This window comes from Flavobacterium sp. KBS0721, from assembly GCF_002007065.3.
GTDB classification, from domain to species: Bacteria; Bacteroidota; Bacteroidia; order Flavobacteriales; family Flavobacteriaceae; genus Flavobacterium; species Flavobacterium piscis.
Window position 1 is genome coordinate 472,936 of sequence record NZ_CP042170.1, and the last position, 15,728, is coordinate 488,663.

Genomic DNA, 15,728 nt, shown 5'->3' on the forward strand with positions numbered 1-15,728 from the left:
AATCTAAAATCAGAAATCTATAATCTAAAATAGTACTTGGGCGTGCCAGTATTTAAAAAAAGGCCAAATCAACTTTGCGCTTATGAGGCCTTTTCTTAAATACTGTCGGGCTATCCATACTGCTTCGGCAGTTTATTCCTATCCCTCACGCGAGCAACTACAAATTAAATTTCCGTAACATACTGTCAATTTCGACGAAGGAGAAATCTTCGTACGTAACTCCTCAACGGAAGTCTAATCTTTGTCGAGCTTCTTGCGGAGATTTCTCCTTCGTCGAAAGGACAATATTGTGTTTAAACTTTGCGTCTTAGCACCTTTGCGAGATTAATTTTATCTTAAAAAAGCTTAACGTAATGAAATTGCCTCCTATCCTCAGTCAAAAAATTACAATAACGTCTACAAAACTTCAAAAGAAATCATAAAGTTTTCTGTTTTTTAACACTTTTTGAAACTTCGGTTTTATTTGTAACAAAACGCAAAAAAACTTAACCATTTTTCCGAAAAAAATAAACCTGAAAACAAATCTCAATCGTTTGAAATCTCGATAAAACTTAAAATTCGTTAGAAAATTAACAATAAATCCCACAAATAATTATTATTTCATAATTATATGCATGCATAGTATTTTTTATGATAGTTATCATGAAATTATTTATACTTTAGCAATAAATTTATCGGATAATTACTGAATAATGAAAATAAAAATAATAGGCATCGGAAGCTATATTCCAAATAAAGAAGTAAGCAATACTGACTTTGGTGATCACGTATTTCTAAACGAAGACGGAACCCCTTTTGCTTACCCTAACGAAGTTGTAATTAAAAAATTTAAAGGTATTACCGGAATCGAAAACCGTCGTTATGCCGAAGACCAACATACCTCATCTGATTTAGCCTTTTTTGCTGCCGAAAGAGCACTTGAAAATGCTAAAATCGATCGTGAAACATTAGATTATATCATATTTGCACATAATTTTGGAGATGTAAAATCCGGAACGAATCAATCTGATATTTTACCAAGTTTAGCCACTCGTGTAAAAAACAAACTGGATATCAAAAACCCTAAATGTGTTGCTTACGATATTCTTTTTGGATGTCCAGGCTGGATAGAAGGAGTTTTACAGGCCAATGCTTTCATCAAATCAGGCATGGCAAAACGTGTTCTGGTAATTGGTGCCGAAACTTTATCAAGAGTTGTAGACGATCATGATCGTGATTCTATGATTTATTCTGATGGAGCAGGTGCTTCAATTTTAGAAGCTTCTGATGATGAAGCAGGTTTACTTTCTTATGAAAGTGCTACTTTTGCCAATGATGAAGCTAACTTTTTATATTTCGGAAAATCATACAATCCAGATTTAGATCCGGACATTAAATACATAAAAATGTACGGTCGTAAGATTTACGAATTTGCATTAAGCCAGGTTCCTTGTGCCATGAAAAGCTGTTTAGACAAAAGCGGAATCGGTATTGATGAAGTAAAGAAAATCCTAATTCACCAGGCAAACGAAAAAATGGACGAAGCAATTATTGCACGTTTCTACAAATTATACGACAAAACAGCTCCTGAAAACATTATGCCAATGAGTATTCATGATTTAGGAAACTCAAGCGTTGCAACCGTACCAACTCTATATGATCTTTTAATACAAGGAAAATTAGAAAACCACGAAATCAATAAAGGCGACGTAGTAATTTTTGCTTCGGTAGGAGCAGGAATGAATGTTAATGCATTTGTTTACCGATACTAAATTAGTTTACAGTCGCAGTCACAGTTTTCAGCTTCTGAATACTGTGACTGTAAACTGAGAATGAAAACTTAAAAAAGTCCGCATCTTAAAATGCGGACTTTTTAGTATATTTGCGACCTAATTATAAAATCAAGAACGAGAGATTGTTTCGTTCCTCGCAACGACTATGTACGAAAAAACGTTTCCTAATAAAAGATTCAAACTTACTTTAGAGTTTTTACAAAAACACGTTACAACATCAGAAACTATTTTTGATTTTGGTGTACCAAATCCATTCTCAAAAATAATGGAAGAAAATGGCTATACCGTAAAAAACACTAAAGGAGAAGATTTAGACAATGATCAAACTGCTTTACAAACCGAAGAATATACTGTTTTTACTGCGTTTGAAATTTTTGAACATTTACTAAATCCGTACACGATTCTTGAAAATGTAAAATGTGACAAATTGTTAATATCAATTCCGTTACGTTTATGGTTTTCTCCGGCTTATCGTTCTAAAACAGATATGTGGGACAGACATTACCACGAATTTGAAGACTGGCAATTAGACTGGCTTTTAGAAAAAACAGGCTGGAAAATTACCGATCGTCAAAAATTTACACATCCGGTAAAAAAGTTTGGTTTCAGACCATTACTAAGATATTTCACGCCAAGATATTATATTGTTGTTGCGGAGAAAATAAAAGCCTAACGGCAAATTCCAAAAAATAAATTCCAAATTCCAATTATTTGGAAAATCTCAAAAAGACAAATTCCAAATTCCAATTTAAACCATATCGGTAAAAATTGGAATTTGGAATTTTAAAAGATTGGAATTTCTTTTAAATAATTGGAATTTAAATTAAAAATCATGAAGTACTATATTGTTATACCAGCTCACAACGAACAAGATCTTATTGGCCTGACTTTGCAATCTTTGGTTTCGCAAACTGTTTTGCCTTCAAAAATTGTGGTTGTAAACGACAATTCTACAGATAAAACAGAAGAAGTCGTTTTGGGTTTTGCTAAAGACAATCCGTATATTTCTGTTGTAAACAAAACTTCAGATGCGATTCATATGCCGGGAAGCAAAGTAATTCAGGCTTTCCAGAAAGGTTTTGCAACACTGGATTCTGATTATGATATTATTGTAAAAATAGACGGCGATTTAATATTTCCTCCAAATTATTTTGAAACTATCATTCGTCACTTTCAATCTGATCCAAAAATCGGAATGGTTGGCGGATTTTGTTACATCGAAAAAAATGGAGATTGGGTTTTAGAAAACTTAACCGACAAAGATCATATTCGTGGTGCATTGAAAGCCTATCGCAAAGCAACTTATCAGCAAATTGGAGGATTAAAACCTGCCATGGGCTGGGATACAGTAGACGAATTGCTTTGTAAATATTATGATTGGAAAATCGTTACCGACGAGTCTTTACAAGTAAAACACCTTAAACCAACAGGTGCAAATTACAACAAAACAGCCCGTTATAAACAAGGCGAGGCTTTTTATACTTTAGGATATGGTTTTTGGATTACCGCAATTGCATCGGCAAAACTGGCAATGATGAAGAAAAAACCATTTTTATTTTTAGACTATATAAAAGGATTTTGGAAAGCAAAAAAAGCCAAAACACCATTATTAGTTACACCTGAACAAGCTAAATTTATAAGAAATTATCGTTTTCAAAAAATGAAACAGAAGCTTTTTTAGTTTTTAAAACTTAAAAAACTGTAAACTGAAACTGTAAACTGTAAACTAATCCTTAATTTAGCCAATATTTCAAAAATTATGATGCTAATTCGTTATATATCTCAACTAGGAAGATATTTTTTAATGCTGAAAGAAATTTTTAACAAACAGACAAAATGGTCTGTGATGAAAAAATTGATTTTTAAAGAAATCGACGATTTAATAATCGACTCTCTTGGTATTGTTTGCTTTATTTCTTTTTTTATAGGAGGAGTTGTTGCCATTCAAACTGCTTTAAACTTAACTAATCCCTTAATTCCAAAATATTTAATTGGTTTTGCTACACGTCAATCTGTGATATTAGAATTTGCCCCTACTTTTATTTCGGTAATTATGGCGGGAAAAATGGGATCATACATTACTTCAAGTATTGGTACAATGCGCGTTACAGAACAAATTGATGCCTTAGAGGTTATGGGTGTTAATTCGCTAAACTATCTTGTTTTTCCTAAAATAGTAGCTTTATTAATGTATCCTTTTGTAATTGGAATTAGTATGTTCTTAGGAATTTTTGGCGGATGGCTGGCTTGTGCATATGGAGGATTTTCAACGAGTGAAGATTTTATTCAGGGCGCTCAAATGGATTTTAATCCCTTTCACATTACATATGCTTTTATTAAAACTTTAATTTTCGCAATGTTATTGGCTACAATTCCATCTTTTCACGGATATTACATGAAAGGTGGTGCATTAGAAGTTGGTAAGGCAAGTACAGTTTCATTTGTATGGACATCTGTTTGTATCATTCTTTTTAATTATATATTAACTCAATTATTATTAGGATAATGATCGAAGTAAAAAACATAGAAAAATCATTTGGTGACAGTAAAGTTTTAAAAGGCGTTTCGACCGTTTTTGAAACTGGAAAAACCAACTTGATCATAGGACAAAGTGGATCGGGAAAAACAGTTTTATTAAAAACCTTATTAGGAATTCACACCCCAGATTCAGGAACAATTGAATTTGACGGACGTATTTATTCTGAATTAAACCCCGACGAAAAACGAGAATTAAGAACCGAAATTGGAATGGTTTTTCAGGGAAGTGCTTTATTTGATTCGATGACTGTTGAAGAAAATGTTGCTTTTCCATTAAGAATGTTTACTCATGACAACAAGGCAAAAATTCAAGAGCGTGTTGACTTTGTTTTAGAAAGAGTAAACTTAGTTGATGCACATAAAAAATTGCCATCAGAAATCTCCGGAGGAATGCAAAAGCGTGTTGCGATAGCCCGTGCGATTGTAAACAATCCGAAGTATTTGTTTTGTGATGAACCGAACTCTGGTTTAGATCCTAACACCTCTACTCTGATTGATAATCTGATTAAAGAAATTACAGAAGAATACAACATCACAACCGTAATCAATACACACGATATGAATTCGGTGATGGAAATTGGAGAAAATATCGTATTCTTAAAAAAAGGAGTAAAAGCATGGCAGGGAACTAAAGAAGAAATCTTTAGAACAGAAAACAAAGATATTGTAAAGTTCGTTTACTCTTCGAACCTGTTTAAAAAAGTGAGAGAAGCCTATCTTAAAGGTTAAAACTTTTTTAAATTCCAAAATATAAATTCCAAATTCCAATTCTGGAATAACTCAATAAAAAAATCCAAATTCCAAAACTATAAGCAGTTGGAATTTGGATTTTTTTTATTTGGAATTTATATTTTGGAATTTAAACTTAATTCGAATTTATCAACTCTACCTCCGCATTTGGATTAAACAAATACGTTCTTCCCGAGCTTATTTCAATACATTCAAAACGCTTGGTTCGAACGGCTAACTTCTTGAATATTTTGCCATTTTTAATTCTGAATACACTTCCGTATGGAATTTCAAAAACATAGTTTTTATCGTTTTGCGCATCGTATTGCTTTAAAGCCAGAGATAAAGTAGTATCGGTATCACTGCTGGCAGATGGATTCTTAAAATGCCTCGCTAGTAAAGGCAATAACTGTCCAGGGAAAATCTCCGGACGAATAAACGGAATCATCATACGCTGAAAAGTATGCTTCCACTCATTTCCGTGTGGTTTTATTTGTCGACCAAACCTTTCAAATGCCACCAAATGCGAAATCTCATGAATTAACGTAATCAAAAAACGATATTTATTTAAACTGGCATTTACCGTGATTTCATGTTTACCACTTGGCCCTCTCCTATAATCTCCGTGACGCGTCTGGCGTTCATTTACGATTTTAAGATGCACCTGATTGGCAACAATCAAATCAAAGACAGGCTTTACAGCATGTTCCGGGATATATCTGGCTAATGTTTCGATCACAATAATTATGAGTTATGAAGTATGAGTTATGAGTTTTGAATTAGGTTTTTCTTTGATGTAATTATTATACTTTTAATGATTTTTAGCACTTCACTACATTGATTGTGCATCGATTCAAACTCTATTCCAGAAATATAGCTTGTTGCATTTAAAATTTCTAACCAATACATAGATTCGTCACATTCTTTTTGAGAAATTGATAACTTATGAATAAAATCTGCCTTGCTTTGTGCGTTGACCGCTTCACGAACATTTGCACCAACTGAAGTAATAGAACGTAAAAATTGTTTACTCATTACAAATTCTTTCTTTTCCGAAACTAACCATTTATAAAAATTAACTCCTCTAATGGCTAATTCAAAAATCTTAGTTTTCACAATACTTTCACTCATAAATCATAATTTATAATTCATAACTAACTATGGATTCGTAGACGAGACCTCTAACACTTTCCCGTTAAAATATTTATTTCCATTCAATGTAAAATCATAAATATAAGTTGCCATTCCTTCGGCAGAAATTGGCGCCTGATAACCCGGAAAAGCTTCATTTAGCATTTCTGTCTGAACTGAACCCAGAGCCAGAACATTAAACGAAATTCCTTGTTCTTTATATTCCTCAGCTAATAATTCGGTTAAAGTAATTACCGCACCTTTACTTGAACTGTAAGCGGCTAATCCTGCAAATTTAAGACTTCCTCTTACGCCGCCAATTGAGCTAATTGTAACAACATGACTTCCTTTTTGAAGATAAGGCAAACAAATTCTGGTAAGATTTGCAACCGCAAAAACATTCACCTTATAAATACTTTCAAAATCAGCCTGAGTGGTTTCTGCAAAAGGCTTCAATAATAAGGCACCTGCATTATGCACTACGGCATCGACTTTTTTCCAGGTCGAAGAAAGAAAACTATCTACTTCCATCAACGCACTTTCTTCGGACAAATCGACTGAAAGGCAAGTAATGTTTTGATGTTCTAAAAGTGTTTGAGGTATTTTTCTGGAAATGGCCAAAACCTGATTTCCGGCATTAGCAAATTGTAATGCTAATTCGTAACCAATTCCTCTGCTGGTTCCGGTAACAATAATATTTTTCATAAGGCAAAAATAAGCAAATCAGATAAAAAGACCGATTATTTATTCATTGTAATTTCTTGGGTTGGCGTAGTAGCAATTCTTGTCACGGCTGGCAAAAATTCCTGAATAAAAGAAGTCATGTGCGAAATGTCCATTACTTTAAATTCATCCGAAACATGGTGATAAAAATCAAAGTTCTCAAAATCAAAAGTACTTATTGATTGACACGGTTTCTTAAACGCTTCATAAAACGAATAATTATCAGATCTGTAAAACAATTGATATTCTGCTTCTTTTGGTAAAAAACCAATAGTCTTTTTCCCTGTATATTCATTTATCTTTTCGGTCATGTTCGATTTATCAAAACCGGTAATGTAAGCCAGATAATCGCGTTTCATGGGCACGCCAATCATTTCGATATTGAGTTGTGCATATAAATTGAAGTTTTGCTTTTGAAGTTTCTGCACTAAACTTTTAGAACCTAATAATCCTTTTTCTTCCCCTGCAAAAAACACAAAAAGAATACTTCGTTTATTTGATTTTGTTTCGCTAAAATATTTTGCCATTTGTGCAACAGCGGTAACTCCCGAAGCGTCATCATTAGCACCATTATTAATCATATCATCCTGTTGCTTTTTCTCCAAACCAATATGGTCATAATGCGCACTTAAAACTATAAATTCTTTTTTTAGAACAGGATCTGTTCCTTCCAGAACTCCAACAATGTTATAAGCAGGAGATTTAAAATTAGTAAGCGTATCACGATAAGACGAAAAATAAGGCTTTACATTATTCTTTTTAAAAAAATCTTCTAAAAATACTGCTGCTTTTTCGATTCCTTTTGTTCCGGTTTCGCGGCCTTCTAATTCATCTGATGAAAGATATTCCAAAAAGTCCGATACTTCGGTTTGATTTACTTTATAATTAATTTCAAGTGGTTTCGAAACTGATTTTGAAGCTTTTTCGCTTACAGCAGTGGGATTCGACTTGCAGGCTAACAAAACAAACGGAAGAAGAAAGTATATTTTTTTCATAAAATAAAAACTGAATGAATAGCTAAGTTATTGGTTTAAAAGTATAATATTCTGAAAAGTAAAAAAATTATCTATAAAAAAACCCTTTCGATGCTAAAAAAGCTGAAAGGGTATTTTTTATATAAAAACAAATTTTGATTTATCCTGCAATTACAGATCTTGAAATTACAATTTTCTGGATTTCAGAAGTTCCTTCGTAGATCTGAGTAATTTTTGCATCGCGCATAAAACGCTCTACATGGTATTCTTTCACATAACCATTTCCTCCGTGAATCTGAACCGCTTCAACCGCAGTATCCATCGCCACTTGCGAAGCAAATAGTTTTGCCATTGCTCCACTTACATCGTAGTTTTTATGCTGGTCTTTGTCCCAAGCTGCTTTCATACATAAATGACGCGCTGCTTCTATATTCACAGCCATATCGGCCAATTTAAAAGCAATTGCCTGATGGTTACAAATTTCAGTTCCAAAAGCTTTACGTTCTCTCGAATATTTTAAAGCCAACTCATAAGCTCCGGAAGCGATTCCTAAAGCCTGAGACGCAATTCCGATACGTCCGCCTGCAAGGGTCTTCATCGCAAATTTGAATCCGAAACCATCTTCTCCTATTCTGTTTTCTTTGGGAACTTTTACATCACTAAACATTAAAGAGTGTGTATCAGAACCACGAATTCCCATTTTTTGTTCTTTTGGTCCGATAGAAAAACCCGGCATATCTTTGGTCATGATCAAAGCATTAATTCCTTTGTGTTTTAATTCAGGATGCGTTTGAGCAATTACCAAATAAACTGATGCTGTATTTCCGTTTGTAATCCAGTTTTTTGTTCCGTTTACAATATAATGATCTCCCATATCTACCGCAGTCGTTTTTTGCGAAGTGGCATCACTTCCCGCTTCCGGCTCACTTAAGCAAAATGCTCCGTGAATTTCTCCAGATGCTAAACCCGGTAAATATTTTTGTTTTTGTTCTTCGGTTCCGTATTCCTGCAAACCCCAACAAACTAATGAGTTATTTACAGACATCACTACAGAAGCTGATGCATCGACTTTAGAAATTTCCTCCATAGCAATTACATATGAAATCGCATCCAGACCGCTGCCTCCGTATTTAGGATCAACCATCATTCCCATGAAACCTAGTTGTCCCATTTTTTTTACTTGCTCAGTCGGAAAAATTTGTTTTTCGTCACGTTCAATAACGCCTGGTAACAATTCGTTTTGAGCAAAATCTCTGGCAGCTTGCTGAATCATTAAATGTTCTTCGGTCAGATTGAAATCCATAGTTATATTGTTTTATTATTTCCCCTAAACCAAATCTTTAATTATTTCGTTTAGCTGATGGTTATTTTTGTTTTTTGAATTGTTTTATTTCCTTAAAAAGGGCTCTCAAAGATAATTTTTAAATGTGGAATTAACAATGCGCGCATATAAAATTAATAGATACGCAACAATTACGATATCGTTTTCGTTATAATTATGAATTTTAGCAATACAGAGGAAAAGTTTGCAATGATTTCTGCAAATTTTAAGAATATAATTAGCGCTAAAAACAGGTAACGGATGAATCTTTACTTAATTTACAAGAGCAAAAAGTTTAAACAAATCATAAAACGCGTAAAACTACGTAAAACAAGTCTTACTAATTTGATTATTAATTAAATACGACAAAAAACTTAAACCCTTCAAGAAAAAAAACTAATAAATAAACGACCTATAATTGATAAATTAGCATTATTTTTGCCTAAAAATTATAAAATTGACAGAACATGAAAAAGATTTTACTTTTACTTACACTTCTTTTAAGCATACCATTTTCTACAGTTTCTGCCCAAACTCAATTAGAAGTAAACGGCGTTACAGTTCCAAGAAAAATTGAATTTCAAAACAAAACTTTACAACTTAACGGAGCGGGAGGAAGATCTAAAATGTGGCTCGAAGTTTATGTTCAGGCATTGTATTTATCGCAATTAAGCCAAGACCCTCAATTTATTATTGACAGCGATACTGAGATGGCCATTCGAATCGAAATTACATCGTCTATGGTTTCTTCAAACAAATTGACGAAAGCAATGAATACTGGTTTCGAAAAATCTGCAGGAAGTAATCTTGAGGAATTGCGACCAAGAATAGAGGATTTTAAAAAACTATTAAGCGATGTGATTAAAGAAAAAGATGTTTTTGTTTTAGGTTACAATCCGCTTGATCAAACGATCAATGTTTATAAAAATGAAGTTTTAAAAGGAAAGGTTCCCGGATTTGATTTCAAAAAAGCATTATTCGGAATCTGGCTTTCTAATAAACCAGTAGACGAAACGCTGAAAAAACATTTATTAGGAATATAATAATTCTACTAAAATTTACAGAATACTAAAGCCGAAAACGGATTGTTTTCGGCTTTCTTTTTTTTGTTTGTTAAAATTGTAACAGAATACATTATTCGCATTATTCTATTTTATACTTTTACGCAAACTAAACATATCTCAACAAAATGAAAGATTTATTACAGCAATTTGAAAATAAAGAGCCTGAAATTGTTTTTAACTGGAAAGATTCTGAAACTGAAGCTGAAGGTTGGACTGTTATTAATTCACTTCGCGGAGGAGCCGCTGGTGGAGGAACAAGAATGAGAAAAGGCTTGGATATGAATGAAGTTTTATCATTGGCCAAAACAATGGAAGTGAAATTTTCAGTTTCTGGTCCTGCTATTGGCGGTGCTAAATCCGGAATTAATTTTGACCCGAATGATCCTCGTAAAAAAGGTGTTTTGCAACGTTGGTACAAAGCTGTTTCTCCTTTATTAAAAAGTTATTACGGAACCGGTGGGGATTTGAATGTGGATGAAATTCACGAAGTAATACCTATGACAGAAGAATGTGGTGTGTGGCACCCACAGGAAGGTGTTTTTAATGGCCATTTTAAACCAACTGAAGCTGATAAAATTAATAGAATTGGCCAATTACGCCAAGGTGTAATTAAGGTAATCGAAAATCCTAAATTCTCTCCGGATGTAACCAGAAAATATACAGTAGCAGATATGATTACTGGTTTTGGTGTTGCAGAAGCAGTTCGTCATTTTTATGCCACTTACGGAGGTGATATAAAAGGTAAAAAAGCAATCGTTCAGGGCTTTGGAAACGTAGGTTCTGCTGCTGCTTTTTATCTTGCAGAAATGGGCGCAAAAGTAATCGGAATTATCGATCGTGACGGAGGTTTGATTAAAGAAGAGGGTTTTTCTTTTGATGAAATTAAAACTTTATTCCTTAATAAAGATGGTAACAAATTAGTTGCCGACAATATGATTCCGTTTGAAGAAATCAATTCTAAAATATGGACAATTGGTGCTGAAATTTTCACCCCTTGCGCTGCTTCAAGATTGGTACAACAAACTCAAATAGATAGTTTAATCGCAAACGGATTAGAAGTGATTTCTTGTGGTGCGAATGTTCCTTTTGCCGACAAGGAAATTTTCTTTGGTTCTATTATGGAAGAAGTAGATCATAAAGTAAGTTTGATTCCGGATTTTATTTCGAACTGTGGAATGGCAAGAGTTTTTGCTTATTTTATGGAGAAGAAAGTGCAAATGACAGATGAAGCTATTTTTAATGATACGTCTGAAATTATAAAAAATGCGATTGTAAAAGCTCACGCTTTGAATCCATCAAAAACAAATATTAGTGCAACTGCATTTGAAATTGCATTGAAACAATTAGTATAATTTTCTTTATACTTTTATTTTAAAACGAGCTAAATTATTTTGCTCGTTTTTTTTATGCCACAGATTATTAAGATTAAAAAGATTTTCAAGCTGTGTAATAAAGTTTTCTCGCAGATTTGGCAGATTGAGCAGATTTTTTCTTTTGAAGAATCAATAAATAATATATTTTTAAAAATTGATCTGCTCAATCTGCCAAATCTGCGAGAGAAAACAACTCATTACAAAATAGCTGCAGCTCTTTGATTCTAAACAATTTTTAGTACTTTTAAACGTTTTTATTATATACTATTACAAAACTCAGAATCAAAATGACTTTTACGGATTCTTCAGATAAAAAGAAATCTCTACTAATATCTACAGCTATTTATGCTGTTTTGTTGTTGCTTTTATTTTTCATTCGTTTTTGGCCTCCTTATAATGCGGAGAACAATGCAGCGCTTGCTTCAGGCGGCGGCGGTGGTGGCGTGACGGTTAATTTTGGCGATAGTGATTTAGGATCTGGAGCGAATTATAAGAGTGAAGTTTTAAACGTAAAAAACAACGTAAAACAAGCTCCTGCAAAAGCTACTCCAGACGAAGCAATCATTACGCAAGAGAATACAAAAGACGATGCTAACGACGTAATAATTCCAACAAAAGAAAAGCCTAAAAAAGCTACTCCAGTAAAACCGGAAGCTAAACCTGTTCCTGAGAAACCAAAAGTTTCGAATTCTACCAACGATGCTTTGTCCAGTATCTTAAAAGGATCTAACAAAGGTGGTGATGGCGATGATAAAGTAGCAGGAAATAAAGGAAAAGCAAACGGAAGTTTAGGCTCTAACGGATATTATGGCGCCGGAGGTTCCGGTGGTGGGACTGGCGGCGGAAACGGTACCGGAAATGGAGTTGGTACTGGAAGCGGTTACGGAGCTGGAAGCGGCGGAGGTTCTGGTGGCGGTTCAGGATACTCTTTAGGTACCAGAAAGGCATTGTCGAAACCTGCACCAAAATATACCTGTAATGAAGAAGGAAGAGTTGTCGTTGAAATCACAGTAGATCAAAACGGAAAAACAATTAGTGCAACTCCAGGAATAAAAGGCACTACAAATACAGCAAGATGTTTACTTGATCAAGCTAAAATTGCCGCTATGAACACGAAATGGGAAGCTGATAATAATGCAGCAGCCAAACAGGTTGGTAAGATTATTTATAATTTTAGTTTGGATTAAGAAACACGAATTACACTGATTTTCACTAATTCAATAAACATAAAAAAGGCTTTCTGAAATATTTCAGAAAGCCTTTTTTATTCGCTTTTTTGTCAATTTCGACGCAGGAGAAATCCTCGCAAAGTAACCACAATCTTTATCGAGCTACTAGTGCGATCCTTCCCCTGTCAGGATGACAAGATTGTGTAATACAGCGAGTGAGATTGCTTCGTTCCTCGCAATGACAAACTCTATGGCTACTTTTTCTTTCCTCTATTATCTTTATTCTATGCTCTTTTCTCTTTTTCTGCGTGAGGGATAGGAGCTATCCGCCGCGGCGGAGCGGATAGCCCAACCGGAATAAAAAAATGGGCGAATCAACGCTATGCTGATTGGCCCATTTTTTTATTGTGGTCACGCCCAAATGATCATTTTACTTGGGACTTGTTGCAATTACAAACTTTAAATTGTTCTTCACTCCTATTTGCAATACGTCGACTAAATCCTGTACTTGCAGATTGAACGGAATTCGAACGACAACGGTTTGTTCTTTGTCTGCTCCTATTTTTGACATTAAACTGGTTTCGAGATTTTCGAAATCTACGGGTTCTTTGTCGATGTAGAATTTTTTATCTTCGGTAACTGATAAACTGATCAGCTGTTTGTTTGTTTTTTCATTTGATTTCGCTTTTGGCAACGTCATTTTGATAACATTAGGGTTTGCAAGTGTTGAGATAATAAGGAAAAACAACAGCAGGAAAAACATAATATCACTTAATGATGAAGTCGCCACTTCGGCATGAAATCTTCTTTTTCTCTTAATAGACATACCTTATGCTCTTTGAATTATATTGACAAATTCTAATATTTGTTTTTGGATTTTTAAAGCAAAATCATCAATTTTTCCGTTTAATAAATGGTAAGCGCTATAGGCAATAATACCTACAATAAGTCCGGAACCTGAACTGATCATTTTTTCGTATAAACCTCCGGAAATGTTTCCGATACTAATATTTTCTGTTACGGAGATGCTGTAGAATATTTTGATAACTCCTGAAATTGTTCCGATAAATCCTAATGTTGGTGCGATACCGGCGATAAGTCCCAGGTGGCCTAAACGTCGTTCCATTTCGCCAATCTCGATATCAGCGGCACGGTCCATGTTTGATTCTATTTCAGCAATTGGTCTTCCGATTACGAGAACTCCTTCTTTTAATATATTTCCGGCTGCGGTATTGCTTCTTTCTACAATTGTTCTGGCCAATTCGATATTACCGGCATTTAGTTTGTCTCCCACATCCTGCATTAATCTTGCATCGATTTTAGAAGCTTTACTGATATAGAGATAACGCTCTATAATAACGTAAAATGTATAGAATAATAATAAGGCGATCGGGATTAGGAAAAAACCTCCTTTTAAGATAAATCCTAAAACTGAGATTTCGGTATTTGGTGCAATTTTTTCGATAACTACGTTTGATGCGTTTGCAATGGTGTCTGTTTGTAATTGAATAAAACTAAACATATATTAATTCTGGTTTTTAATAATTAATTCTAAAAAATATTTGAAATTTGCAATAAAGATAATTTTCGCTGTAATATAAAACTAAAAAAAACGAAAATTATTTCAATCGACAACTATTTTATCCAAAATACATGAACTATCAGGAAACTACGAATTGGATGTTTAATCAACTCCCGATGTATCAACTTCAGGGCGCTTCGGCATATAAAGAAGATTTGACGAATATTAAACTATTGGTCGATCATCTTGATAACCCACAAAACAGGTTAAAATGCATTCATGTTGCGGGAACAAATGGTAAGGGATCGACCTCGCACATGCTGGCTTCGGTTTTGCAGGAAGCGGGATATAAAGTGGGTTTGTACACTTCGCCGCACTTAAAAGATTTCAGGGAGAGAATTAAAATAAATGGTGAAGAGATATCCGAAGATTTTGTTTGTGAATTTGTAGCGAAACACAAAGACTTTTTTGAAGCGAATGATATGAGTTTTTTCGAAATGTCTGTAGGTTTGGCTTTTGATTATTTTGCCTCAGAAAAAGTAGATATCGCTATTATCGAGGTTGGTCTTGGAGGAAGATTGGACGCTACGAATATTATCACGCCTTTGGTTTCGGTTATTACAAACATCGATTTAGATCATACTCAATTTTTAGGAAATACTCCAGCAGCAATTGCTGGTGAAAAGTCAGGAATTATTAAACCAAATGTTCCTGTTGTTATCGGCGAATATACGAATGAAACTCAGCCTGTATTTTTAGCTAAAGCCGAAGAAAACAAAGCACCGATTTATTTTGCTTCTGATTTAATTTCGCAAGTTTTTCCTTCGGATTTAATTGGGGATTATCAATTTCACAATAAAAAAACGGCTCAGCAAACTATTGCGGTTTTAAACTCTCAAAATGAATTTAAGGTTTCTGATGAAAATTTAAAATCTGGTTTATCGAAAGTGGTAAAAAATACGGGCTTACAAGGAAGATGGCAGCAATTGGGAGAAAACCCTAAAATCATTTGCGACACGGCACATAACAAACACGGACTGACTGTTGTGATGAATCAGGTCCGAAATGAAAATTATGAAAAGCTTCATATTGTTCTTGGTGTTGTAAATGATAAAGATTTAGATGCTATTTTGCCTCTTTTTCCTAAAAATGCACAATATTATTTCTGCCGACCTGATTCGTCGAGAGGTTTAGCTACTGAAATATTAAAAGAATCGGCTAAAAAATATGATTTAATTGGTGCAAAATATGATTCTGTTGCCGAAGCTTTCGATTCAGCAAGGCAAAATGCGGCGCAAAATGATTTTATCTATGTTGGCGGAAGCACTTTTGTTGTTGCCGAATTGCCATTAAACTAACGGAATTTTAAATTGAAAGAAAAAGACTAAAAAAAGTTCTTTTATAATAAATTC

The 15,728-nt window shown here is 34.0% G+C and carries 16 protein-coding genes; 9 read left to right on the forward strand and 7 right to left on the reverse strand.

The features are described from left to right. Positions 1 to 692 precede the first annotated feature (692 nt). The 5 genes from B0M43_RS02285 to B0M43_RS02305 all read left to right on the forward strand — a co-directional run bounded on the left by B0M43_RS02285 (position 693) and on the right by B0M43_RS02305 (position 5,039). Positions 693 to 1,751, forward strand: a complete 1,059-nt coding sequence (locus B0M43_RS02285; RefSeq protein ID WP_078006033.1) for a 3-oxoacyl-ACP synthase III family protein — start codon at positions 693 to 695, stop codon at positions 1,749 to 1,751. Positions 1,752 to 1,917: 166 nt separating this feature from the next. Next, positions 1,918 to 2,445 (forward strand): methyltransferase, encoded by a 528-nt coding sequence (locus B0M43_RS02290; RefSeq protein WP_065450814.1) that lies wholly within the window; start codon positions 1,918 to 1,920, stop codon positions 2,443 to 2,445. Between the two features lie 159 nt (positions 2,446 to 2,604). After that, on the forward strand, positions 2,605 to 3,453 hold the full coding sequence (locus B0M43_RS02295) for a glycosyltransferase family 2 protein (protein ID WP_078006034.1): 849 nt from the start codon (positions 2,605 to 2,607) through the stop codon (positions 3,451 to 3,453). Between the two features lie 78 nt (positions 3,454 to 3,531). Then, on the forward strand, positions 3,532 to 4,278 hold the full coding sequence (locus B0M43_RS02300) for an ABC transporter permease (protein ID WP_065450812.1): 747 nt from the start codon (positions 3,532 to 3,534) through the stop codon (positions 4,276 to 4,278). Beyond that, positions 4,278 to 5,039, forward strand: a complete 762-nt coding sequence (locus B0M43_RS02305; RefSeq protein WP_065450811.1) for an ABC transporter ATP-binding protein — start codon at positions 4,278 to 4,280, stop codon at positions 5,037 to 5,039. Before B0M43_RS02300 ends, B0M43_RS02305 begins: the two co-directional genes overlap by 1 nt. A gap of 136 nt (positions 5,040 to 5,175) precedes the next feature. Here B0M43_RS02305 and B0M43_RS02310 read toward each other — a convergent pair whose 3' ends face one another. The 5 genes from B0M43_RS02310 to B0M43_RS02330 form a co-directional block, all read right to left on the reverse strand. Continuing rightward, the gene (locus tag B0M43_RS02310; RefSeq protein ID WP_065450810.1) at positions 5,176 to 5,778 is read right to left on the reverse strand and encodes a SprT-like domain-containing protein; all 603 of its coding nucleotides are present in this window, start codon (positions 5,776 to 5,778) and stop codon (positions 5,176 to 5,178) included. Positions 5,779 to 5,804: 26 nt separating this feature from the next. Continuing rightward, positions 5,805 to 6,170, reverse strand: coding sequence for a four helix bundle protein (locus B0M43_RS02315; protein ID WP_078006036.1), 366 nt, complete (start codon positions 6,168 to 6,170; stop codon positions 5,805 to 5,807). A 27-nt stretch (positions 6,171 to 6,197) separates the two neighbouring features. Further along, positions 6,198 to 6,875, reverse strand: a complete 678-nt coding sequence (locus B0M43_RS02320; RefSeq protein WP_078006038.1) for an SDR family oxidoreductase — start codon at positions 6,873 to 6,875, stop codon at positions 6,198 to 6,200. Positions 6,876 to 6,910: 35 nt separating this feature from the next. Continuing rightward, positions 6,911 to 7,888 (reverse strand): M20/M25/M40 family metallo-hydrolase, encoded by a 978-nt coding sequence (locus B0M43_RS02325; protein WP_078006039.1) that lies wholly within the window; start codon positions 7,886 to 7,888, stop codon positions 6,911 to 6,913. Between the two features lie 139 nt (positions 7,889 to 8,027). Then, a complete protein-coding gene (locus B0M43_RS02330; RefSeq protein WP_065450806.1) occupies positions 8,028 to 9,170 on the reverse strand; it encodes an acyl-CoA dehydrogenase in 1,143 nt (380 codons plus the stop codon). A gap of 485 nt (positions 9,171 to 9,655) precedes the next feature. Between B0M43_RS02330 and B0M43_RS02335 the strand changes: the two genes are divergently transcribed. The 3 genes from B0M43_RS02335 (at position 9,656) to B0M43_RS02345 (ending at position 12,812) form a co-directional block, all read left to right on the forward strand. Beyond that, on the forward strand, positions 9,656 to 10,231 hold the full coding sequence (locus B0M43_RS02335) for a chalcone isomerase family protein (RefSeq protein ID WP_065450805.1): 576 nt from the start codon (positions 9,656 to 9,658) through the stop codon (positions 10,229 to 10,231). 146 nt (positions 10,232 to 10,377) lie between these two features. After that, positions 10,378 to 11,604, forward strand: a complete 1,227-nt coding sequence (locus B0M43_RS02340) for a Glu/Leu/Phe/Val dehydrogenase dimerization domain-containing protein (RefSeq protein ID WP_065450804.1) — start codon at positions 10,378 to 10,380, stop codon at positions 11,602 to 11,604. Between the two features lie 308 nt (positions 11,605 to 11,912). Continuing rightward, positions 11,913 to 12,812, forward strand: a complete 900-nt coding sequence (locus B0M43_RS02345; protein ID WP_078006042.1) for a hypothetical protein — start codon at positions 11,913 to 11,915, stop codon at positions 12,810 to 12,812. A gap of 412 nt (positions 12,813 to 13,224) precedes the next feature. Here B0M43_RS02345 and B0M43_RS02350 read toward each other — a convergent pair whose 3' ends face one another. Together B0M43_RS02350 and B0M43_RS02355 are read right to left on the reverse strand one after the other, a co-directional pair. Continuing rightward, positions 13,225 to 13,620: a biopolymer transporter ExbD gene (locus tag B0M43_RS02350; protein WP_026983008.1), complete on the reverse strand. Its 396-nt coding sequence runs from the start codon at positions 13,618 to 13,620 to the stop codon at positions 13,225 to 13,227. A 3-nt stretch (positions 13,621 to 13,623) separates the two neighbouring features. Further along, the gene (locus B0M43_RS02355) at positions 13,624 to 14,316 is read right to left on the reverse strand and encodes a MotA/TolQ/ExbB proton channel family protein (RefSeq protein ID WP_065450801.1); all 693 of its coding nucleotides are present in this window, start codon (positions 14,314 to 14,316) and stop codon (positions 13,624 to 13,626) included. 131 nt (positions 14,317 to 14,447) lie between these two features. On the opposite strand from B0M43_RS02355, the gene B0M43_RS02360 reads away from it, so the two are divergent. Then, on the forward strand, positions 14,448 to 15,674 hold the full coding sequence (locus B0M43_RS02360) for a folylpolyglutamate synthase/dihydrofolate synthase family protein (protein ID WP_078006044.1): 1,227 nt from the start codon (positions 14,448 to 14,450) through the stop codon (positions 15,672 to 15,674). Positions 15,675 to 15,728 lie beyond the last annotated feature (54 nt).